We start from the raw sequence: 21,275 nt of genomic DNA, 5'->3' as shown, positions 1-21,275 counted from the left end.
CAGTAACCTAACATGGCTATTCGCCAAGTGATAGTTTTTTATTGATTGGCAAGCAAAAAAATGATTTTAAGGATAAACTAGGGTCCACTAAAAAATGTTAATATAGTTTTTCTTTGTTTTAGGTGAAGAAGTGAACCATCGCCCCCGTAAACGGTTTGGCCAGAATTTTTTAAAAAACAGGCATATTATTAGTGATATTTTAAATGCTGCGCATTTGCATCAGGACGATAAGGTCGTTGAAATTGGTCCAGGGCTAGGTGCATTAACGCAGCCTTTATTAAAACAGCTCAATCATTTAACAGCGATTGAAATCGATACTGATTTACAAGCCCATCTGGCTACTTTGCCTACGGCTACCGAAAAATTGGATATAGTGCCTGCCGATGCTTTAACGGTTGATTATAGTCAATGGGGTAAAGAGCTGCGCATTTTAGGTAATTTACCGTATAATATCTCCACCCCTCTACTGCTTCATCTTCTTGATTATGCGCAATGGATTGAGGATATGCACTTCATGTTGCAAAAGGAAGTTGTTATGCGCTTAGCGGCGCAGCCTGGAACGAAAGCCTATGGACGACTAAGCGTTATGGTACAATATCATTGTGACGTGGAGCATTTGTTTGATGTGCCGCCAGAGGCGTTTCACCCTCAACCTAAAGTGGATTCAGCCATTGTGCGTTTAACACCCTACCGATCATCCCCTTATCCAATAGTGGATACTAATAGGCTGGAACGGTTAGTCGCACAGGCATTTTCCATGCGGCGTAAGACGTTGGCAAATAATTTAAAACCCGTATTTAGCGCAACCCAAATAACAGAATTAGGGCTCGATCCTCTTTCGCGTCCCGAACAAATAGCAGTGATAGATTACGTACGACTAGCGAAATTTATGGTCAATTAGTGTAAAATATTAATAAATGCTGAATTTGGAGGTTGATTTGTTTCATCGTCCCGGAAAAAAGGCAGGATCGTTGAATGCCAAACCACTCAAGGATTTGACGCGTATTACGCCTGCCGCGCTCATGTTAGCGGAAGAAAAGCGCAAGACCCTCATGTTGCAAATTCGTGAGGCGAACGCTCTGGAAGAGGTGCGCTTCGACAGCCTGTGCTTGAGTCTCGTGCATAATCTAATTAATCATTGCCAAAATTTGCCTGACACGTCTAATAGTTATTATTCGCAACAAGGTGGTTTGCTGGATCACGCATTAAATCGCACGGAAGCGGCGCTAAGTCTTTTTCGCCAGTACCTTGTACAAGAAGGCGGAGCCGAATTATCAGAGGAGCAGAAATTGTGGCAATACGCGCTGTTTTCTGCCGCTATCTTACAAGGTGCAGGTAAACTGTATATCGATTATAGCCTTGATTTATATGATAACAATGGCCAGTTTTTAAAGCAGTGGAATCCCTTACTGGAAAGCCTTGTGGCGGTGGGGAGTCATTATAGCTATGAATTCCAAAAAGAATCGGATGATGAGTTTCGTCGTCGCCTTAATATACTGATCGCGCGATTGTTAATGCCTGCTGGTGGTTTCGCCTGGATTGCTGCAAATCCGCAAGTATTGGCTGTATGGCTTGCTTTGCTCAATGAAGACGTTCATGCAGCGGGAACGTTGGGGGCGATTCTAATCCGTGCAGATGCAATTGCTATTCAGCGGTATTTTAACCAAATGATGCTGCGTAATTATGGTTCACGTGGTAATCGCTATGGACGAGTGGGTACTTTTACCGGTGGTGCGCCTGAATCAGTGGCTGAAATAGAACAGCAGATTGGCGTAGAGTTTATTCAGTGGCTCACCAGAGCTTTAGAGGCAGGTCGTATTCATGTCAATAAAGCGCCTTTATTCATGGTGCCAGGTGGTATGTTGATGACACCAGAGATATTCCAACTCTTTGTGCGAGAACATCCCGAATATAAGAATTGGCAGGCGATACAAAAAGGCTTTTTATCTTTAGGCTTACATAGTGTGGCGGCGGATGGCAGTGTTTCCACGCGTTTTGAGCAAACCTCTAATCAACAAATGCATAATGGTATTGTTTTTGTGAATTATGCTGTTGCGCTTCCTGCCCAGGTTCAGTTGCATAACTTGAATACCGGTAAATCGGTGGCGATTTCGGCAACTGAATTGATCAATCAGGCTCAATTTAATAACCATTTTACCCGACAACAAAATGCACATATTGCCAATGCGTTACAGCATTTGACCCTTGCGGGCCAATGGCAGGCAGCACCAGTCGCCTCTCCTCCACAGGTTTCGATACGCCCAGGGGTACTTAACGGTGCCTGATTATGTAATAGGCGATGTACAAGGTTGTTATGAACCCTTACAACGCCTACTTGCTCATGTCGATTTCGATGAGAAGGTTGACCGTTTATGGTTTGTGGGAGATTTGGTCAATCGTGGGCCGGAGTCCCTGGCTGTTTTGCGTTTTATTAAAAATTTACCTCTTTCTGCGCGGATTACGTTAGGTAACCATGACTTGCATTTGTTAGGTAAGCTTTTTGGCGGCCATCCCGGGAGTAATCATGATGATACGTTGCATGATATTTTAGTTGCTAGTGATGTTGAGGAACTTGGGCATTGGTTACGCCAGCAGTCAATTTTATACCACGAACCAGAATTAAATATTGTCATGTGTCATGCAGGGATTGCTCCGGTCTGGGATTTAGCGTTGGCAAAATCCTGTGCCCTGGAGTTAGAACAGGTTTTGTCTGGTGCCGATTATCGTAGCTATCTAGCCGAAATGTATGGCAATGAACCTAATTACTGGTCATCAGATCTGGCAGGTATTGAGCGATTACGTGTTATTACCAACTATTTTACCCGTATGCGTTTTTGCGATAATCAGGGGCGCCTTGTTCTCAATTACAAAGGAACCATTGCCCAGGCTCCTGCCGGGTTAATTCCCTGGTTTGCTGTACCAGGCCGTAAAAAGATTGATGCGGATCTTGTTTTTGGTCATTGGGCTGCATTGGGCGGACGGTGTTCGGAGCCATCGATTTATGCTATTGATACTGGGTGTTTATGGGGTGGCCAATTAACGGCATTACGTTTGCAGGATAGACAGCGCTTTTCTGTTCCCGGTCTTAAATCCTGACTAAGGACAGCATTAGATTTCTTGTGATACGACCTGGTTTTTTCCATGCTCTTTTGCTTTATAAAGCATTTTATCAGCTGCTGAGAAAATTCGGTTCAGATCGGGCTTATGTCCGGGGACAATACAGATAATACTCATACTTAGGGTGATATTGAGATGTTCATTTTTTTTGGCAAACGCGTTTCTTATGGAATGACATAGATTCTTTGCCTGTTCCATACCCATATTTGCCGCAATAATAGCAAACTCATCACCTCCCAGACGCATAATAAGATCGTTGGCGCGGCGTAAAGAGTTCCTTAGCACGCCTGCAACCAAACATAAAAATTTATCCCCGTAAGGGTGGCCAAAGGTATCATTAAGGTATTTGAAATTATCAATATCAAGCAAGATAAGAATTAGAGGGTAAGAGTTACGTGTAGCACGATCCAATTCTCTAGCCAGGGCAGTATCAAAGTAACGTCTATTGAATAAACCGGTTAAGGCATCGGTAACTGACATGGTCCGAATTTCCTTATTTGATTTTTCTAATTTTTTATTAGAGATAGATAATTCATTAATCAGAAAATCTTTTTGAGTATTTAATTGAAAAACGCTATTCACTAAATGGTAATTAATTCTGGCAATAACAAGGAGCATCACAACAAATAATAAAAACATGGTTGCCAAAATACTTCTTTCGGTTTGCAGAAAGGAATAGTTGTAAATGATAACCGGTAAAAACATGGGTAATATATAAACGTAATAAGCAGGGAGAAAAGCCGATAACGATGCGACTCCTCCAGCGGCCATACCACCTAGCACCAAAATAAGCACACCTTCATGAACTCCGGTAAGAAGAGGTAAAAAAATTATATAACTTGATCCCCAGACACAGCCGTTTAGAAAGGTAAGGGCTAAAAAAATAAATAGGGAATGGTTTGGCCCTGATAGATATTGTTTTTGTTTGAGTGCTTTTTTACAGTAAGCAAAGCGGATTACACTGGTGATGACTACTGCAATAAACCAGTAAAGGATGAGGGAAAATGGAATTTGCTTGTAAAATAAATCAAAAGAAAGCAGAGCTGCTACCAAGATATTAAATGGAATGGCATGTAAAGAGTTCTCTAATAGTAACAAATAGTTATCTATTTTCACTGAGGGTGGTTTTAATCTATCCATAATAAAACCAAGTCTATCCTTATACTGATCACTATAGTTTAGTGGCCAATTTTTTGCCAAACCCGATCGTTTCTAATCGACAGTGCATAGAATCTTCCTGACAGTTTTCACCCCCATAAAGTGCATGTGATATACTCGCGCCGCGGTAAAGGATTTCGTAAATTTTTGGAGAGCTATATGAAGCTAGCACGACTCGCTGTTTTATTGATGGCAGTAAGCGGTAGTTTAGCCGCTGAAGATGTTAAACTCGTAGGAACAATTACCAAAATAGTTAAATCAAACTCGTCTTCCCCAGTGACCATGAAAACTACTCGACGCGCAGTAGTAATACCAAAATCCCAGATAAAAAAAATTACCTTACTCAAAGTAAAACTTTCTGAACGCGCCAGGCAAAAGCTTGTCCATAAGGCACAAAATGCATTGGCTGATACCAAGCAATTGGTTCCTTCCGCCGAGGAACCTATAGCGGCTAACTACCCTATGCAGATCCAACTTGGAATGAATAATGTGCCAGTATTAAATCAGGGGGTTCACGGTACCTGCACAATGTTTGCTTGCACAGCAGCAATCGATGCTGCTTTAAACAAAGGGGATTACATTAGTCAATTATGTCAGTTACAGCTGGGTAGTTACCTGGAAAAATCAGGTTATGCTATCAGTGGCTGGGAAGGGGCCTTTGGGCGTACAGTCATGAGCCAAATAGAGATTTTTGGTATAGTGAGCAAGGAGCAACAGGCGGCTCATAGTTGTGCTGGTATGTTAGAGTATCCTCTTTATGAAAATGCTCCGGCAGAATCTACAATGAATGTTGAGGATTTTCATCAAATTAGTGAGCGTTTGGATGAAAAGAATATTGTTTGGTCGCCGATATTAGATGTTTATCAAGCCTTTACGGATCGTACTGATAGCAGGAAAACACTGAATGACGTGAAAGCCAGTCTAAGAGCCGGTGATCGATTGGTTTTGGGCGTGTTGTTAGTAGATCTTGATATAGGGACAATAGGGGCAGTAGGAACTCATAAAGCGGCACAGGACAGCTGGGTATTAACACCTGAAATTGCTCTGGATATTTTGCTGAACCCCAGTTTTGCCGGCCATCAGATGGTTATTACTGGTTATGATGATAATGCGGTGGCTGTTGATAATAGAGGGCACGAGCATCATGGCTTACTGACATTGCGTAATTCCTGGGGTGATAAAGTCGGTGATCAGGGCGATTTTTATATGTCGTATGACTATTTCAAATTGCTGGTTACGGAAGTCCTGCGTATTCGCAGTGCTTCACTGTAATGGTCTTCGTCATTAGCAGCCTTAAATAAGGCTGCTAGACGCTCTTCTGGCGATGGAGGTAAATTCGGTTTCAATTTCATCTGCCATGGCTTCTGTGGATGACTTGCGGGTAAGTAGTTTGCCTAAAAAGCTTTGTTGCCTTAGTTGGCTAATGACATCCTTATAAGTTGCTCTCCACTGATGGATACTCCTAAGGGCGTCAGTAATATTATCATCTGAAGAAAAACCCGCTTGCTCAATATACAATTCTTTTAACGCCTTAAATTTATCCCTGGTGTTTTGTTCGTAGGGTGCTTTCGTTAAAAGCGCTTCCATTCGAGTATATATTTTGGTTAATAATGCCGTTTTTTCTTTCGCCGCTTTATAGGCGGCGGGAGGAAGAGGGAAAACGTAAAAAGGATCAGCGGGGTCGCCGCCTGTGAAAGTGGTTGCTAAGGGTAGTCCCCAAAAAAAGAATCTGGAAATATTATCTCTTAACTTATTTATTCCCAAAACATAGGCAATTAATTCAATTGCTGTGTGCCTGCAGGTATTGGCTATTTTTAAATTATGAGTAGAGGCAACTAGTCTTTTTTCTTGCTCGGTGTTTTCTGGGCCAAACTCATCCTGTTGGATAATTTGACTAAATTGCAAAATACTCGTTGTCCCTACCTCTCTGGCCGGTAGATAGCATCGAATAGCTTTGGATCGTTTACCATCGCTCTCTTTCCGATGTACTAAGGCCATGAGTTTAGTGAATTGCAAGTATTGGTTGTAGCTTATCGCATAGGCTGCATAACTGATTTTTCCATAGGGATGGAGTGATTCTTTGCGTAATTCAGCTTCTGCTTGTGAAAATAATTGTTTCATTGCCAATTTACATTGTGAACCAAAATTCTCATCATAGTCTTTATCGACGGCATTTGTTTTTCCCACTCGAGCAAGTATTTTTGGCTTGCTATCTTGCATGATACCAAGCATAACAAAAGAATGAATGCCCTCTTGACACAGTGCGATAAAAAAATCACCACTCGCTTTGTCAACAGCAATTTCGCCCTCAGCCAGGGCTAGCGGGTCTCTTAATGGCTCTGCAGAGGCCTCTACAGGAGGGACTGCAGGGAGAACTGGTAAGTCTGCTAAGACATTAATTTGTAGAGCATTGGCAGGTTGCTCCGTATTTCTACCCGGGGTAGACATTATGAGACCTCTGAATACTATAATGGGGTCGATTATAAAGACAGCCCATTAATAAATCAAAATGCCTCCCATAAGCCCTATGTGCTTTGCCTGCAAAATTAGCTCAGTCGTCGCCAAGACGAAGATGTCTAGATAAGCAAGTAGGCAAATTTTAGTTGGTTTAACTTAACGAGCGAATTGCTCTTTGCTGTAAGCGACTCGTGCGGCAACAGACTCTTGTCCTTCTGCTGCACGAGCTTCAATTTGTCTGTAGCGTTTAAGGCCGCCTTCGCGGTTGGCGATTTGAATGTTTAAGCCGGGGCGAGCGTTGAGTTCCAGCATAAGTGGCCCATGTTCTTTGTCAAGGACAATGTCAACCCCTAAATAACCCAAACCAGTTAGCTCATAGCAGCTGGCAGCAATTTCTAAAATCTTATCCCAATAAGGTACCGTAATATCAACGATGGGGGCCAGGGTGTCGGGGTGGAAGTCAATCGCGTCATTGTGAAAGACACCGCCCAGCGTTTTGCCTGTGGCCAAATTAATACCTACTCCGATGGCACCCTGGTGCAGATTCGCTTTACCGCCTGATAAACGAGTAGGCAAACGCGCCATGGCCATGGCTGGATAACCTATCAGGGTAATGATACGAATATCAGGGATCCCTTCGTAACTCACTTCTTTAAAGACAGGATCAACAACGACACGATGTTCTATAATGGCGTAATCACTGTGGCCGCCTAAACTATAGGCGCCCGATAATAAGCAGGATAAGTGATAACTCATTTCCTGCACGGTAGTTAATTTGCCATTAATTTGGCGATATCGTCCAAAAACGCGATCAGTCACCACCAGGATGCCATCGCCTCCTGCACCATGCGCTGGTTTAATGACAAAATCTTTATAGGGTTGCAAAATTTGCTCAAGATTCTTTATTTGATGTTCGCTTTCAATTGTTTCATATAAGCGAGGCACTGCTATTCCGGCTTGCATTGCCAGTCGCTTGGTTTGCAATTTATCATCGACCAGGGGATAGCGTTTGCGTTCATTGTATTTGAGAACGTAATCACTATTTCGTTGGTTGATACTCAGGATGCCGCGCTGGGATAAGCGGCGGTACAAATTCCACATTAGTGTTCCCCGCCAAGTACTTTAAAGCGAAACAATTCCGTAACTCGGTACCCGCGGTATTGGCCAAACCATAAAATCAACGCCAGAAGAACCAGTAATAATTCAGGGAAAGCAAAAATTAAATACTGCATGGGGGGGTAATTCATTGCACCAAAAGCAATCACCGCTGCAATAAGGCTGCCTACCCCTGATTTAATTGCATCGGAGGCTCCGCGCTCATCCCAGGTTATACACATGCGTTCAATGGTCATGGTGAGAATAACCATTGGGAATAAAGCCACGGATAAACCAGAATCCAAACCTAAATTTTGGCATACCACCGAGATAAAAATCATGAGCAAAATAACAACAGTAAGAATAGCGGCTAATCTTGGGACCAAAAGGAGACGGAGTTGATCGAGGTAAAACCGTGCCAGTAAGCCAAATGAAACAATAATAGTAAAAAGAGTGATTCCCCAAACCACGTGTGTTTCACGAAACGCGAGCGCAATCAATACGGGCATGAAGGTTCCGAACGTTTTCAAACCCACAAAGTTACGCAGTAACAAAATGATAAAAGCGCCAATGGGTACCGTAAGTAAAATCTTATAGGTTTCCTGGACATTAACGGGTAATTGCAACAGGGAGAAACGGAGTAGCTGCGAATCAGTTTGCAGGCCGCGTGCCTTGGCAATGGTTAAAGCATTAATAGGAGTAGGAGAAACCGTCAAACTAAAGATTGGTTTTTTACCGCCAACCACTTCAAAGAGTGGATCAAAGCCATACTGCCAAACAAGGAAATTTTTGGGAAAACCAGCCCCACCTGTGCGAGGGTTGATGTAAACCCAATCTTTTCCATTGTAAACCACCATAAACAACTTAAAGTCAGCTTTATTTTGTTGATTCAAATAAATGCCTTTGACTGGCATGGCATAGATTCGGGCCTGATTTAAGATGGTAATCGCAGCTTTTATAACGTTTTCATCATTAAATTCATTGCCCACCAATAATCTTGCATTACCGTCTTTCTTATTTAATTCCTTAATGGTTCCTTGAGCAAAGGTTTGAATGTCAGCAGAGGATTGACGTACTTGATTGGTAATGGTGTCAACGGCCGACTTCTGGTTTTCAAGAAGCGGTTGCGCTTTTACTATAGGTGGTTTGCCTAATGAAGTCTCATTGTTATCTATTTCGCGAAAGATAGCGCGATAGTAAAGAGATTGTGCCCCGCTACTACGTCTGAGCGACCATACTGTCTGACGGTTATAACCATTCAGATTCGTCGTTACCCCATAATTATGGGAAACGAAATATTCATCCAGAATCGCAAAATAGGGAGGCATATAGGGAATGGTAAAGCTTGCCTTAACCGGTGTATTACGTTCCGCTGTGAAACGCAAATTGGCTTCCACCATCCAACTATTCACTGTTTCTGTATCAGTTAAAGGAACATCCAAGACAAGATGACGGTAAAAGAACAGCCCTATTCCTACTAAGAAGAGGGTAATGATTAAGCCATAAACATGGCGTTTATTTGACTTCATTTTTTTCTACTTTCTCGGTTCTCATCATAAAGGCATGACTTGGGTCAACCAGTCCATTAAAAGCAATAATTGCGTCTCTACCAAGAAGTAGTGGGTAATTAAAGCGTTTGCGATTGGTTAAATTAACAGGTATCGCACGAATTTTTTCACCAATTTTAACGTTTATCAAAACGATCGGCCGCTTGATTGGCTCTGCGGCTAAATTCTCCCCAGCACGCACTTTTATTCTAACTTTACCCAGGTATTCGCAGGTAAATTCGACTTCACCCTCTTTGCCGGGAACTTTAAAGCGTAAATAGGGTTTGCCGTTTTTTTCTACTTCATGAATATCAATAGCGCTAAGCGAAGCGGATTTGGCACCGGTATCTAATTTGGCTGACAAAGTCATGTTTTTATCGATCAGAGTCGCTTTTTCAACATAGCCATATATCTTTTTTTCATCCGCTGCCATGGAGCATCCCGCTAAGATTGATAAAACTAGAACAAATAAATTACGCCAACGCATTAAAAAAACCTTTAAATAATCGTGAAAAATACCCGCAATACTAGCAGATTTGTGGGCTTACGCCCAGAGCTAGATCGTGCAAATGCAGAGCAAGTAGTAGTATACGGATTTTTGCTCGGAAATCTACCATGATGTGCAGTATAGATTCTTTCTTGGGTCGTTAAAAATAAGCTGTTTATTAATTTGGGTAAGACTCCTCAAGGCCCAGTAATCTTCTGGACACAATAAGTCGGTTTTTAGACAACCATTAAGCGTTAAATATCTTTGATAGCACCTCATCAATTCAGCCTATATAGATGAACTTATTTCTAAATTAACCTCCTGGAACAGCATGAAATTATCCTTAATAAAGACGGTATCGAAAGGCAATTATTCTTTTAATCCCTTAAGCAAAAAACTGGATTTTAAAATCACCTCATCAATATAAACCTTAGGACTTAGTTGAAGAAGATAATGAATGGTTTCAATGATATCCTGGCAGAGAATTTTTTCTTCATCTGGGAAATCAGGCATCGTTTTAGTCATATCGGTGTCAATAACGCTGGGGCAAATGGCTGTGACTCTAATGTTGTCTTGACATAACTCAAGACTTAGGGATTGGCTATAACCTACTACACCATACTTGGTCATGCAATAAGCACCTGAACGTGCGACAGGCCGCTTACCTGCGTAGGATGCCATGTTAAAAATATAGCCTGATTGTTGTTTTTTCATGTAAGGAACAAGGGTATGTACCATATTATAAATGCCACGCAGATTGACATCGATCATGGCATTAAATTCATCGGGTTCGATTGCACTACCACCAAGGGACCAACAGCCGGCGTTATTAAATAAAACATCGATAGTTGGATAGCGTGAGGCAAGGTGCTTACTGCATTTGGAAACGGCGTCATAGTCGCTTACATCGAGAGCAAATACGCTGGTCTTGATAGCAAATTTGTCAGTTAATTCATTACTGACTTTAGTCAATAACGCTTTATTTCTGGCAATTAAAGCCAAATCAAAACCTTGTTCAGCAAAATAATAGGCGGCATGTTTCCCGATGCCTCTGCTTGCGCCAGTAACGATTGCTAATTTATTCATAGAATTAATCAATGAGGGAAAGGCCGAATGGCCAAGCTACTCGATTACAAGAATTTGTGCAAGATTGTTAGTCATTATGAAGACAAACAGGTAAATTTAGTTGCATAATTTGCCATGAGGTCTCATGGTCGATAATCGTCGCTGCCCCTTTCTTAGCGGTATGTGCTATATAGACTATAACAAGATTAATTTTTTTAGCTTTTTCAGGACTTATCCCTATTAAGTTACTGGCAAACTAAACCCTGGTTGTGAAAGCCTGAAAGTAACTGGACAGCAGTAATCATGAATACCATAGAATTGTTAGATGTTTCACTGAGAGATGGGGGGCATAGAACTAACTTTCATTTTAAAAAAAATGAGCTGCAAGCCATTTTAACGTCCCTCGATAACTCCGGTATTGAGTATATTGAAATTGGTTACCGCAATGGATCGATTGCTCCTATTGAGAATATTGGTCAAGCAGGGTTATGTGGAAAGGATTATCTTCTTTTTTGTACTTCCCTGCTAAAAAAAGCAAAAACTGCCGTAATGGCGCACCCTAAGAATGTAACGGCAGACGATATTAAGGAATTAAGGGACTGTGGTGTCCAATTACTTCGAATTTGTGTTGTCAAAGGGGATGTGGAAGAGGCTTGTCCAATCATTGATATGGGAAAACAATATGGTTTAGCAACCTCAGTCAATTTTATTCATACCTCACATTATAAAGAAAATGAGTTGGATGAAGTCGTAGCGAGAGTTAATCCACACAAGCCAGATATGATTTATTTCGCTGATTCAAATGGGAGTCTATTGCCTGCAAGAGTTGACCAGATTTACCGTAAATACAGCAGGGAATATTCGATTCCTTTGGGTTTTCATGCCCATGATAATTTAGGATTGGCCCAGGTTAATACGTTGGCAGCAATCAATGCTGGAGCACACTATATCGATGCGTCACTTGCTGGTATGGGCAAGGGTATAGGCAACTTAAGAACGGAGTTTTTTACGGCGTATCTACATGCCATCAATATTAAAAAATACCGATTGGCTCCTGTTTTAATGGCAGCAAATTATGTGCGTAAGGTTCTGGGGATCGGCAGTGAAGAGATTGAAATGGACGAATTCATTCGTGGCATTTCTGATTTTTCAACGGCAGAAATGAAGAAATTTAAAGAAACTACCGATACGCTGAATTTATTGTAGTCGGGGAAAACAGGCTGGTAAATAAATATTTCCTGTCAAATCAATCGCTATTTTTATATGCTCTGCTAGCTTAATCTAAATTTGGGATTAATATGAGAAAAAAAATATTAACTATTGCTCCGGTTATGCCCCAGCAATCTGATATTGAATCTATTGCCAGTACGCTTTCCTTTTTAGAGGTAGTGTACCAGATCGATTTTATCGACCCATTAGCAATCAACGAGACGTTTTCTGTCACTACTTCCAATGAAGTTTATTATCAGCTTTGGCAAGATCATCTCAAAAAATGGTTAGCCAATTATGATGCATTCTTTGGGTTCTCTTTTGGCGGAGTTATTTTGCAGCAATGTTTTCCCTTATTTGCTAACAGCAAAAAACCCATTATTTTATTTTCTACCCCGACTTTTGCTGATAAGGCACTGCAAAAAAAACTGGGTGATGTTATTGCGCTTTGTAAAGCAAATCGAGTAAATGATGCTCTGATTTCTTTATATAAAGACGTTTTTTCCCCCTATGAGGCCCCTTTGCAAGTTCTTCCAGAAAACAGGGTGATGAATGCAGCTAATCGGTTGATTTTCGGTTTGCAACGTGTTTTAGATACCGATGCAACCGCAATTTTAGAACAAACGACGGTTGATCATTTACATTTGATAGGTGAATGCTCAGCGTTAGTCAATAAGGAAAATGTTTTGGCTCCAAGAATAGGTGATTTATGCATTGTGCCACAGGCAGGAATGCGTGTTTTACAGGACAATCCCTCTTATTGCAAAAAACTAATCTTGGAGAGATTAAATAGTGAAACCTAAGAATGTACTCAAGATAGCAGTGTTACCAGGTGATGGAATAGGTGTTGAGGTTATTGAGGCAGCAATACCTGTCTTTACAGCCCTTAAGATCCCAGTGGAATTAAATTTTGGTGAAATAGGGTGGTCCTTTTGGCAACAAGAAGGGAATCCCCTTCCCGAAAGGACATGGAAACTAATTAACCAGTCAGATACCACCCTGCTTGGGGCGATTACCAGCAAACCAAAACGGGAGGCTCTACAAGAACTAGCCCCGGAGTTTAAGCAGGCTAATCTCAATTATGTATCTCCAATTATCCAATTAAGGCAAAAACTGGATCTTTTCGCGAATGTTAGACCTTGTTTTAATATTAAGAGGGATGTAAAGGATTTTAATTTTTGTATTATTCGTGAGAATACGGAAGGCTTGTATTCTGGTTTTGACTATTATCCGTTGCCTACCCAATTGCATAGTCTCTTGGATGAAAATAAACATTGGCAAAAAATTGCAAAAAATGAAATTAGCTGTACGTTGCGTTTACAGACCAAGGTAGGATTAATACGTTTGTTTGAGTTTGCCTTCAAATACGCAAATGAGCAAGGGATCAAACGAGTAACCTTTGCGGATAAACCCAATGTTCTACGCCAGAGCAGTGATTTTGCCCGCGAACTTTTCGAGGCGGTATCCAGCCAGTATTCAGACATTACAGCCGATATTTTAAATATCGATGCAATGGCTTTATGGCTGGTGAGACGGCCAGAAGAATTTGGCGTTATTGTTGCAGAAAATATGTTTGGTGATATTTTATCTGATTTAGGGGCCGGTGTAATGGGCGGTCTTGGTTTTGCGCCAAGTGCGAATATTGGTATCAAAGGTTGTTATTTTGAACCAGTACATGGTAGTGGGCCCCGCATCGAGAGCAACCGGGCAAATCCGAGTGCAATGTTTTTAACGATTGGTTTGTTATTGAATCACTTTGGTTACACGGAAGCCGCAGAAAAGATTAAGCAGGCCGTTGCAGCCATTGTGCGGCAAGGTAAATTTGTAACGTATGATGCAGGTGGCCATGCCACTACCCAGGAGATGGCAGAGGCTATTATTGAGCACTGCTTAAACCAAGCCCAAGAAACTGACATGACAAAGAAAGAACAAGCTCCCCGTATTCGAGCAGTAGAACGAAAGCAACAGATCGAGGCATTGAAGAGGTTTAACTCTGCCGAAATTGCGGATGCACTTGATGCTTGTGGTGTGGAGGGGGCTATAACCAATCTTAAACCTTTATCCCCAGGAGTGAAGGTAATAGGTCCTGCTTATACCATTAAATATCTACCTTACGAGCAGCAGCCAGATGCATTTAAGGGGGCAGCAAATTATATCGATGCGGTTCCTGCTCAATCAGTCATTGTTATTGATAATCAGGGACGAAATGATTGTACCACCTGGGGGGAGATTTTAACCCAGGTTGCCCTAAAAAAATCCATTAGTGGGACTATAGTGAATGGTGCCGTCAGAGATGTGAAGTTTATTCGCGATGCCAGCTATCCGGTATTTTCTACGGGTTACTTTATGCGCTCGGGTAAAAATCGTGTATACATGGCAGATGAACAATGTCCTTTGAACATTAACGGCATCGCAATCAAGCCCGACGATATTATTTTTGCTGATGATAATGGTGTTTTGGTTATCCCTGCTTATTTAGTGACAGAAATCATCGAGAAAGCCCACAATATAAAGATTACGGAACAACGAATTAATGCGGCTGTCCAAAGAGGAGTGAGTCTGGAGCAGGCACGTAGGGATTATCGTTATGATCAACCTTGGTTAAAACATAGTGATGAGTAAACGCTTGCAGAAGTTGGCAGATTGCCAGTTTATAGATATTCATTATCATGCTGAGCCGGATCTTTATCAACGGCGTTTAACTGCTATTGAGGCAGGCAAAATTTACCAGTCTTTACAAGGAATTGTGGTCTTAAAGAGTCATTTGGGGGCTACGAGCGTTCAAGCCACCCTGGCACAAAAACAAGGATTACCCGTTCTACCCTCTTTAGTTTTAAATCATATTGCCGGGGGGATAGATTATCGCGTTATTCTGAGGGCTCTGGCTGAGTATCAACCGTTGATACCTGCTAAAATGATCGTGCATTTTCCCACAATTACAGGCCGCAAATTTCAATCGAAATTATCTCGGCAATTGGTTCATCCTGCTTTAAGTGAGCAATGTTTTGTTGGAGAAACAGTATTTGATGAGAGAAAACGCCTCAGGCGAAAAGCCATCGACGTTTTGAAAATGACACAGGATTATCCCCTTGTTTTATCGACAGGTCATGCTTCTAAGGACGAAACCTACGCTTTGCTTGACGCTTGCGTCAGGTATAGGGTTCCTGCGTTATTACTAAATCAACCTGCCCACCCCTTAACGGCTTTACTTGCTGAAGAATTACAAGAAATTAGTCAACATGATTTTGTTTGGATTGAACAAACGGTGCTTACTTATTTACTGGGGCATCAAGATAGTGACGATCTGGCGAAGGTTTTACGCCAGGTACCGCGGGTCATTTATAGTTCTGATCTTGGACAAACCAGTCAAATGGATATTACTGACTGGCTTAATTATTCGGCAAATCTTTTTGCTGAATTGGGGTTATCAAGCGAGCGAAAAGAGGCTCTGTGTCGTACTAATGCGTTGGCTTTACTAAGTTTATGACAATTAGGGGTTGTTGACAGCGCTTTTGACTCAAGCTGGCGAAATGCCAACAGAACCTGGTTAACTAACCTTGGTGTAGCGATATAAAAAAACAGGATTTATTTTTTATATCGAATTCACATTAATTCGCAAATAGTTCGTTTAAAAATAACTCCATACTGATCCAGGAACGGCGATCGGCGGTTTCATTATAATGGAGACCCATTTCATTGTCGTTCGCTTCCGGATTAGTGAAGGAATGGGCTGTAAGGCCATACATATGAATTTGCCAATCGGCTTTTCTTGTTGTCATTTCTTGGGCAAATTGGTTGACTTGTTCAGGTAAAACCAGAGGGTCGTCATAGCCATGTAAAACCAGAATTTTGGCTTTAAGTGTTGTCGGCTTCCCTTCTTCTGGTGCGGTGAGTATCCCATGAAAGCTAACGACTCCTTTTACATCGGCGCCAGTACGAGCCAGATCTAATGCGCATAAACCACCAAAACAATAGCCTATTACTGCGATTCTTGTCTTATCCACCTGGGGTAATTGGGTCGCTGTAGTGAAAGCCGCAAGGATACGGGCAGCCAATTTTTTGCGATTTTGTACAAGTGGTGTCATTAATGCTCTTTTTTCTATCTTGTCCTGACCCAATTGTGCTTGGCCATACATATCGATAGCAAAGCCAATAAAACCCATTGTGGCTAATTTTTGGGCTTTATTACAGGCATCTTCATTACGCCCTCCCCAATCATGGGCAACCATTACACAAGGTTTTGGATTTGTGAGGTTATTATCATAGGCGATGAAACCACGACAAATGGTTTCTTGATCTTGATAGGTAATTTCCCTGGTTAGAATCATATTAAGTTAGTCGGGTCTGAAAAAATTGCCTAACTGTAATAGAAAAAACGATTGATATACAAGTGTCTGCTCCGGTAACTGGCCGGTTGTTTGGCGCCCGGGCTGTTTTATTTTTTTGCTGCCAGGGTTGGCTGATTCTCTGTGCCTTAATTTCAAGCAAAAATGAAAATTTAAGTTGTTATTTAGCACTTAATTACGTACAATTCTGTCATCTTAGCCGTTATCCATGGTTAATCATGACGCGCGAGGCTATTTTCGGTTGTTCAGCAAACAAGTTCCATTTTTTATGGATCTTTGCCCATGAGTAATAAACCTCCAGTAGAGTTAGCAGCTCAACTGCACAATGCAGGTGCTGTCTATGTGTTTTACGGGGCGATAGATGGCTTGAGCCTCTCCTACAGCATGATCAAATACTTGTTTGATCTTCTTTTCACTACCGGTGAAATCTCTTCTTCAGATGCGATGCGTGACTGGATGATGTCGCAAGAAGGCATGGAAGCGGTTGCGACAACCTCGGTAAGTCTCGTTGTTTTTTCCATGCTGGCTAATCACTTCAGTGATAACGATGCCAATTTATTTAAGCGCTATATAGCGGTAGTGTGGCCTTATGGCCGTGATGCCATGAAAGGGCTAAAAAATGCTTACAAAGGGGTGCGTAGCACTCTTATGGTCTTTGAGCTATTAAATTTAACCCAGGATTTGAGCCATCTTATCGTTCCTGTCGGCTTGTTATTAGGCGGTTTGTCAGTACTTAACCGCTTGTGGTTCCGCATGCTGGTCGGTCAAGACCGTAAAGACATGACGAAAGCGAATACCACATTAGCTTCGGCGATCCAGAAAGGTCCCGGATTATCTGAAGAGGGGATGGCTGCCGAACGCAAGAAAATAAACAAGCACTCTGAGCGGGTGCGGACAATGGCTTTACTCTCAGCCGGTTATGGCGGCATTGTTGACGGCCTTTATCTCTATGTTGGTGTTTTGGGTATTTGTAGCTTGGCGCCTGCTGTGCTGGAAGCGATGAGCGTATTTTGTGCGATCTATTTTCTAGCTTGTGTAGCAACACGTATTTATGAAGAATATTATTTTCAACAGCTACTCTCTATCTCCGAGCTAAGGGTTGAGTTGGCCATACAAGGTAAAGGGATAGAATCGTTAGTGAGCCAGCTTGCGTCTTTAAACACAGGCATTGCCAAAGCAGGAGAAGATGAGGTTGCAGAGCTTGTCTTGCGACGAAAAAAGCTTGCTGAGAGTATTACTGCGGCGGTGGAAAAGTTTAGAAATCAGCGTGAGGAACTTCGTTCTGTATCTTCTTTATCCTATCCCGCTGCTGTTTTAGCGGGATTAAGAAATGGTCTGGCAGCTTATGGTGCGCTTGCCAGCGCCATGTTTGCTGTATCAACGTTGCTTGTTTTATCCTCAACGGCTTTTCCGCCAAATTTACTGGTTACTTGCATCCTATTGGGCATGATTTGTCTTGCGGGTTTTGTAGCACAGTCGCTAGAGGTTGCCCGTAACCATTATGCTATAAAGCAAGAAGAGAAGCTCTTTGACGACAAGCTTCTCGATATATCGAAAATATTGAGTCAATTCAAAGAGGAAAACAACCGTCTTTGCGACGTAGGAAATTTAGACAGGGTTCAGCAAGTTGTTGCGGATGGGCAGAAAGTGGAAGGTCTGCCTCAGTCTTTGATTCTGGCATGGTTTGAGGTTGGACGCTCCTTTTTTTCTGGTATAGGTAAAGGGACTAAGGCAATAGGGTTTGCTCTCTATGCCTTACAAGAAGTAGATGAGCAAGGCCGTTATCATGATACGCCAATCATGATGGGCTTGATGATGGTTAGTGCTGTTGCCCATGCCCTAATACTCGCTCTTCGAGCTTTTGCGCGCGGGTTAGGTCGCCCACCGGTCGATGCTGATCCTGAGGAGCAAGCAACGCCAAAGGATTCCGCTGTGGCTGATCAACAGAAACTTGATGTTGGTAGTGAGCCTCTTGATAAAATTAAAACCGCTGTGGCTGATGGAAAATCAGAGTTGCCTGATGCGGGTAGCGGGCATCCCCATAGAATGTCAATATTCGGCCGTAATTATGCCAATGTAAGAAGGAGTATGACTTTCTTCTCTGCTTCCGCCCCTGACCTGCTGGCTACCGATCTAACGACGACGGTTCCTAATGCTGATTTATCCTCAAATAAGGGTTTGGTTCCTGAAGTGCCCCCTCGTACTACTACCCAGCTTCCCCGCCTTATACGCGCAAAAAGTTATTCCAGTTTCTTCTTCGAAGAGCACCCGGCTAGCGACAATGTGCCTCTTCGCGCCTCTGATGATTTAATCCTGCCGTCACCTTACCGTACTATGTAAAGCTCAGGATTTAATGCAGGGTCGTTATACATTTTAAATTGATGGTATACTCTAAATGTTCGTAGTTTGCCGTTTATTTCTTCTAACAGCTGCTGTAAACAGTTAATCAGTTGTTTTTGCTGTTCAATAATGGTTTCCCATTTGCGTTGGCAATTTTGACGATGAGTATCATCAACATCCATGCGTTTGCTTTGTAAAGCCATGTGATAAGCTTTAAGTGCGAGAATAGATAAGCGGTCAATCATCATACCTGGTGTTTCAGAATGCACAGGACACTCCGTGGGACTGGCGGGTTGTAAGGCAGTAAATAACCATTCATCCATCGCTTCCATACGATTATTGCGTTGTTGATTAAAATGATCAATTTCTCGTTTGGCACGATAAACAAATTCATAGCCTGCATCATCGCGTCTGGCTTTATCTTCTGCCAGCCACAACTGGTAATTGAAGGCGTGATTTTCTTCTACCAGACGTAAAAAACCCTGTTGATTCAAGACAACACCACTTGCTTTCCAACGTACAATGCTATCTTGCTGTAGGGTGGCAATTTCAGTAACCTGGATTAAATTGCTCATGACACACTCCGCCAGAGGTAATTCAAAAAGAGGGTATATTAACATGCATTTAAAAGGAGTGCTTGTCTGTTGACTTTTCTGTTTATCTTTAAGTTAGAAAAAGGAACGATTAGATTATTTTTTTTGGGCTAGAATTCGGTCTAGGGCATTGGCAAAAGAAGCTTTCTCTTTGGCACCATAGGTTGCAGGCCCTCCAATGTTAGCGCCCCCCGAACGCAGTTGCTCCATCATGTCCCGTATGCCCAGACGCTGTTTAATATCATTAGCAGTATACAAGTCTCCCCGCGGATTGAGTGCAAGTCCCTTCTTGGCAATAATGGCAGCAGCTAGAGGGATATCAGCAGTAATGACCAGGTCATTAGTGACTACTTGCTGCACGATATAATTGTCAGCAGCATCAAACCCTTTTTCAACGCGAACAGTAGTAATAAAGTGTGAGCGTGGAATTATTAAAAACGTATTAGCCACTAAAATTAAATGAGTTCTTGTTCTTTCTGCTGCTCGAAAAAGAATGTCTTTAACAGCGTTGGGGCACGCGTCGGCATCAACCCATATTTTCATTAACAATATTTAACCAAAATAACGTTTATAGATTTTTAGATAAGAACCGTCTGCTTCAATATCCAAAAGTAATTTATTAATTGTTTCAATTAACTCTTTATGCTTTTTATTAGCCATTATGCCATATCCTATACCAATAGGTATCTCATTGCCTACTAACTTAAATAGGTGACTATTGCTTACAACCCAATATTTCGCCACCCCTCCATCTGCGATCACAATATCTATCTTGTCATCTGCCAGAGCTTGAAACACTTCAGCAAGCGTCGGATATTCGATAATGACCACTTCATGATTAAATTTTTCCAGGACTATCGCTTTAAATAGGCTACCCTCTACAGAACCGACCCGTTTATTGCGAATATCATCAATGCCATGAATTTGAGAGTCAATCTTGGTAATAAATTGCCCTGTACTTTTCATATAGGGTAAAGAGAACAAGTAATTAATACGCCGTTGTTCGGTGATACTAATGGTACCAAGACCCAAATCTATTTCATTGGCTAGAAGTTTCGTGAATATCTCGGCGAATGTTAAGGGTATATAATGACAATCAGTTTGCATACGCTTACAAAGTTCCATCATGATATCAATTTCAAAACCAAAAAAATGATTTTTCTGATCGGCCTCCATTTCAAAAGGAGGGTTATAGGGTAAGATGCCAATATTAAGTGTTTGCGCGTATAGAGGAGATAATAGAAGAACGGTGAGCAATAAAATAATTTTTCTCACATTGAAATCCTTTAATTTTTAGAAAAGATTACTTTACTTAGGTATGATTGCCAAGGTAGCTTTTGTAAAAGTCAGTATATTGGGAGGTGGTATGAGATTTGTTTTTTCTCTGGTGCTTGTTTTATTAATGAATACAGCAAATGCTGATGAAAATATGCCCGTATCTTGTAAACCTATAACCGTAGACGGTGAGTCAGTGATGCTTTCTGCGGAAAAACCAGTTTTAGTTATGATTCATAATCAATCTAAAACGGATTTATGGATCACTCATCCGGTTTCCGATCCCAGTGCCAGTGCGGGATGGAGCAGTCGTTTACAGGCTGGTAACTGGTCGGCCCTCGCTCTCGATAAAGAATCATTTGAATTGACTTGCATTGAATCAAAACCAGGTCATGAGCAGCAAGTTCCCTGTACCGGGGTTATTTCAGCCTGTCGATGGTCATCAATTACGATGCCCGCACAGACAACGGGTACTTTTTGGGCTGGTGAAGATATGAGCATATCTGCGTTAACTGCTCATTTAGGTAGTCGTGGTTTTGAATTACCTGCTTCGTCGCAATAAGTGATAGACTCAAATTAATTTCTA

20 protein-coding genes are annotated in these 21,275 nt (G+C 41.8%); 10 read left to right on the top strand and 10 right to left on the bottom strand.

Annotation, left to right across the window (positions count from 1 at the left end):
- The first annotated feature begins 130 nt into the window (after positions 1-130).
- From rsmA to DYC89_RS15245, 3 genes are read left to right on the top strand one after another with little or no spacing between them, the layout of a single operon-like run.
- Entirely contained in the window at positions 131-901 is a 771-nt protein-coding gene (gene rsmA / locus DYC89_RS15255; RefSeq protein ID WP_115222562.1) for a 16S rRNA (adenine(1518)-N(6)/adenine(1519)-N(6))-dimethyltransferase RsmA, read from the top strand.
- Positions 902-917: 16 nt separating this feature from the next.
- A complete protein-coding gene (locus tag DYC89_RS15250) occupies positions 918-2,285 on the top strand; it encodes a conjugal transfer nickase/helicase domain-containing protein (protein ID WP_115222561.1) in 1,368 nt (455 codons plus the stop codon).
- Positions 2,278-3,096 carry a symmetrical bis(5'-nucleosyl)-tetraphosphatase gene (locus DYC89_RS15245; RefSeq protein WP_115222560.1) on the top strand — a complete coding sequence of 273 codons (819 nt, stop codon included), beginning with the start codon at positions 2,278-2,280 and terminating at the stop codon, positions 3,094-3,096. Before DYC89_RS15250 ends, DYC89_RS15245 begins: the two co-directional genes overlap by 8 nt.
- Before the next feature lie 12 nt (positions 3,097-3,108).
- On the opposite strand, the gene DYC89_RS15240 is transcribed toward DYC89_RS15245, so the two are convergent.
- Entirely contained in the window at positions 3,109-4,257 is a 1,149-nt protein-coding gene (locus tag DYC89_RS15240; protein WP_115222559.1) for a GGDEF domain-containing protein, read from the bottom strand.
- A gap of 177 nt (positions 4,258-4,434) precedes the next feature.
- Here DYC89_RS15240 and DYC89_RS15235 point away from each other — a divergent pair, with 177 nt between their 5' ends.
- The gene (locus DYC89_RS15235; protein ID WP_181879430.1) at positions 4,435-5,547 is read left to right on the top strand and encodes a C1 family peptidase; all 1,113 of its coding nucleotides are present in this window, start codon (positions 4,435-4,437) and stop codon (positions 5,545-5,547) included.
- A gap of 21 nt (positions 5,548-5,568) precedes the next feature.
- Here DYC89_RS15235 and DYC89_RS15230 read toward each other — a convergent pair whose 3' ends face one another.
- From DYC89_RS15230 to DYC89_RS15210, 5 genes are all read right to left on the bottom strand, one after another.
- The gene (locus DYC89_RS15230) at positions 5,569-6,723 is read right to left on the bottom strand and encodes a hypothetical protein (RefSeq protein WP_115222558.1); all 1,155 of its coding nucleotides are present in this window, start codon (positions 6,721-6,723) and stop codon (positions 5,569-5,571) included.
- A gap of 165 nt (positions 6,724-6,888) precedes the next feature.
- The gene (locus DYC89_RS15225) at positions 6,889-7,833 is read right to left on the bottom strand and encodes an alpha-L-glutamate ligase-like protein (protein ID WP_115222557.1); all 945 of its coding nucleotides are present in this window, start codon (positions 7,831-7,833) and stop codon (positions 6,889-6,891) included.
- Positions 7,833-9,356: an inactive transglutaminase family protein gene (locus DYC89_RS15220; RefSeq protein ID WP_115222556.1), complete on the bottom strand. Its 1,524-nt coding sequence runs from the start codon at positions 9,354-9,356 to the stop codon at positions 7,833-7,835. Before DYC89_RS15220 ends, DYC89_RS15225 begins: the two co-directional genes overlap by 1 nt.
- Positions 9,343-9,861 carry an ATP-dependent zinc protease family protein gene (locus DYC89_RS15215; RefSeq protein ID WP_181879429.1) on the bottom strand — a complete coding sequence of 173 codons (519 nt, stop codon included), beginning with the start codon at positions 9,859-9,861 and terminating at the stop codon, positions 9,343-9,345. Before DYC89_RS15215 ends, DYC89_RS15220 begins: the two co-directional genes overlap by 14 nt.
- Before the next feature lie 369 nt (positions 9,862-10,230).
- Positions 10,231-10,947 carry an SDR family oxidoreductase gene (locus DYC89_RS15210; protein WP_115222555.1) on the bottom strand — a complete coding sequence of 239 codons (717 nt, stop codon included), beginning with the start codon at positions 10,945-10,947 and terminating at the stop codon, positions 10,231-10,233.
- Between the two features lie 282 nt (positions 10,948-11,229).
- On the opposite strand from DYC89_RS15210, the gene DYC89_RS15205 reads away from it, so the two are divergent.
- The 4 genes from DYC89_RS15205 (at position 11,230) to DYC89_RS15190 (ending at position 15,622) form a co-directional block, all read left to right on the top strand.
- Positions 11,230-12,132: a 4-hydroxy-2-oxovalerate aldolase gene (locus DYC89_RS15205; protein WP_115222554.1), complete on the top strand. Its 903-nt coding sequence runs from the start codon at positions 11,230-11,232 to the stop codon at positions 12,130-12,132.
- A 92-nt stretch (positions 12,133-12,224) separates the two neighbouring features.
- Positions 12,225-12,938: a hypothetical protein gene (locus DYC89_RS15200; RefSeq protein ID WP_115222553.1), complete on the top strand. Its 714-nt coding sequence runs from the start codon at positions 12,225-12,227 to the stop codon at positions 12,936-12,938.
- Positions 12,928-14,757: an isocitrate/isopropylmalate family dehydrogenase gene (locus DYC89_RS15195; RefSeq protein ID WP_115222552.1), complete on the top strand. Its 1,830-nt coding sequence runs from the start codon at positions 12,928-12,930 to the stop codon at positions 14,755-14,757. Before DYC89_RS15200 ends, DYC89_RS15195 begins: the two co-directional genes overlap by 11 nt.
- Positions 14,750-15,622, top strand: coding sequence for a DUF6282 family protein (locus tag DYC89_RS15190; RefSeq protein ID WP_115222551.1), 873 nt, complete (start codon positions 14,750-14,752; stop codon positions 15,620-15,622). The genes DYC89_RS15195 and DYC89_RS15190 overlap by 8 nt, the downstream gene beginning before the upstream one ends.
- Positions 15,623-15,743: 121 nt before the next feature.
- Here DYC89_RS15190 and DYC89_RS15185 read toward each other — a convergent pair whose 3' ends face one another.
- Positions 15,744-16,463, bottom strand: coding sequence for a dienelactone hydrolase family protein (locus DYC89_RS15185; RefSeq protein WP_115222550.1), 720 nt, complete (start codon positions 16,461-16,463; stop codon positions 15,744-15,746).
- Between the two features lie 300 nt (positions 16,464-16,763).
- Between DYC89_RS15185 and DYC89_RS15175 the strand changes: the two genes are divergently transcribed.
- The gene (locus DYC89_RS15175) at positions 16,764-18,821 is read left to right on the top strand and encodes a hypothetical protein (RefSeq protein WP_115222548.1); all 2,058 of its coding nucleotides are present in this window, start codon (positions 16,764-16,766) and stop codon (positions 18,819-18,821) included.
- On the opposite strand, the gene DYC89_RS15170 is transcribed toward DYC89_RS15175, so the two are convergent.
- From DYC89_RS15170 to DYC89_RS15160, 3 genes are all read right to left on the bottom strand, one after another.
- Positions 18,806-19,396, bottom strand: coding sequence for a DUF4254 domain-containing protein (locus DYC89_RS15170; RefSeq protein ID WP_115222547.1), 591 nt, complete (start codon positions 19,394-19,396; stop codon positions 18,806-18,808). The two genes, DYC89_RS15175 and DYC89_RS15170, sit on opposite strands and share 16 nt — an antisense overlap.
- Before the next feature lie 114 nt (positions 19,397-19,510).
- Complete coding sequence (locus DYC89_RS15165; RefSeq protein ID WP_115222546.1) at positions 19,511-19,957, bottom strand: YaiI/YqxD family protein; 447 nt, start codon at positions 19,955-19,957, stop codon at positions 19,511-19,513.
- A gap of 9 nt (positions 19,958-19,966) precedes the next feature.
- Positions 19,967-20,689, bottom strand: a complete 723-nt coding sequence (locus tag DYC89_RS15160) for a transporter substrate-binding domain-containing protein (RefSeq protein ID WP_115222545.1) — start codon at positions 20,687-20,689, stop codon at positions 19,967-19,969.
- A gap of 91 nt (positions 20,690-20,780) precedes the next feature.
- On the opposite strand from DYC89_RS15160, the gene DYC89_RS15155 reads away from it, so the two are divergent.
- Entirely contained in the window at positions 20,781-21,251 is a 471-nt protein-coding gene (locus tag DYC89_RS15155; RefSeq protein ID WP_115222793.1) for a hypothetical protein, read from the top strand.
- The last annotated feature ends 24 nt before the right edge of the window (positions 21,252-21,275 follow it).

The organism is Legionella donaldsonii (assembly GCF_900452385.1).
Taxonomy (GTDB): domain Bacteria; phylum Pseudomonadota; class Gammaproteobacteria; order Legionellales; family Legionellaceae; genus Tatlockia; species Tatlockia donaldsonii.
This window is presented reverse-complemented; position numbering and strand designations above follow the sequence as displayed.

Excerpts from the sequence above, each read along its gene's own strand:
- DYC89_RS15175 (WP_115222548.1), top strand. The coding sequence starts at position 16,764 with ATGAGTAATAAACCTCCAGTAGAGTTAGCAGCTCAACTGCACAATGCA.
- DYC89_RS15210 (WP_115222555.1), bottom strand. The coding sequence starts at position 10,947 with ATGAATAAATTAGCAATCGTTACTGGCGCAAGCAGAGGCATCGGGAAA.
- DYC89_RS15170 (WP_115222547.1), bottom strand. The coding sequence starts at position 19,396 with ATGAGCAATTTAATCCAGGTTACTGAAATTGCCACCCTACAGCAAGAT.
- DYC89_RS15250 (WP_115222561.1), top strand. The coding sequence starts at position 918 with ATGCTGAATTTGGAGGTTGATTTGTTTCATCGTCCCGGAAAAAAGGCA.
- DYC89_RS15165 (WP_115222546.1), bottom strand. The coding sequence starts at position 19,957 with ATGAAAATATGGGTTGATGCCGACGCGTGCCCCAACGCTGTTAAAGAC.
- DYC89_RS15205 (WP_115222554.1), top strand. The coding sequence starts at position 11,230 with ATGAATACCATAGAATTGTTAGATGTTTCACTGAGAGATGGGGGGCAT.
- DYC89_RS15220 (WP_115222556.1), bottom strand. The coding sequence starts at position 9,356 with ATGAAGTCAAATAAACGCCATGTTTATGGCTTAATCATTACCCTCTTC.
- DYC89_RS15235 (WP_181879430.1), top strand. The coding sequence starts at position 4,435 with ATGAAGCTAGCACGACTCGCTGTTTTATTGATGGCAGTAAGCGGTAGT.
- DYC89_RS15155 (WP_115222793.1), top strand. The coding sequence starts at position 20,781 with ATGAGATTTGTTTTTTCTCTGGTGCTTGTTTTATTAATGAATACAGCA.
- DYC89_RS15185 (WP_115222550.1), bottom strand. The coding sequence starts at position 16,463 with ATGATTCTAACCAGGGAAATTACCTATCAAGATCAAGAAACCATTTGT.
- DYC89_RS15215 (WP_181879429.1), bottom strand. The coding sequence starts at position 9,861 with ATGCGTTGGCGTAATTTATTTGTTCTAGTTTTATCAATCTTAGCGGGA.
- DYC89_RS15240 (WP_115222559.1), bottom strand. The coding sequence starts at position 4,257 with ATGGATAGATTAAAACCACCCTCAGTGAAAATAGATAACTATTTGTTA.
- DYC89_RS15225 (WP_115222557.1), bottom strand. The coding sequence starts at position 7,833 with ATGTGGAATTTGTACCGCCGCTTATCCCAGCGCGGCATCCTGAGTATC.
- DYC89_RS15200 (WP_115222553.1), top strand. The coding sequence starts at position 12,225 with ATGAGAAAAAAAATATTAACTATTGCTCCGGTTATGCCCCAGCAATCT.
- DYC89_RS15230 (WP_115222558.1), bottom strand. The coding sequence starts at position 6,723 with ATGTCTACCCCGGGTAGAAATACGGAGCAACCTGCCAATGCTCTACAA.
- DYC89_RS15190 (WP_115222551.1), top strand. The coding sequence starts at position 14,750 with ATGAGTAAACGCTTGCAGAAGTTGGCAGATTGCCAGTTTATAGATATT.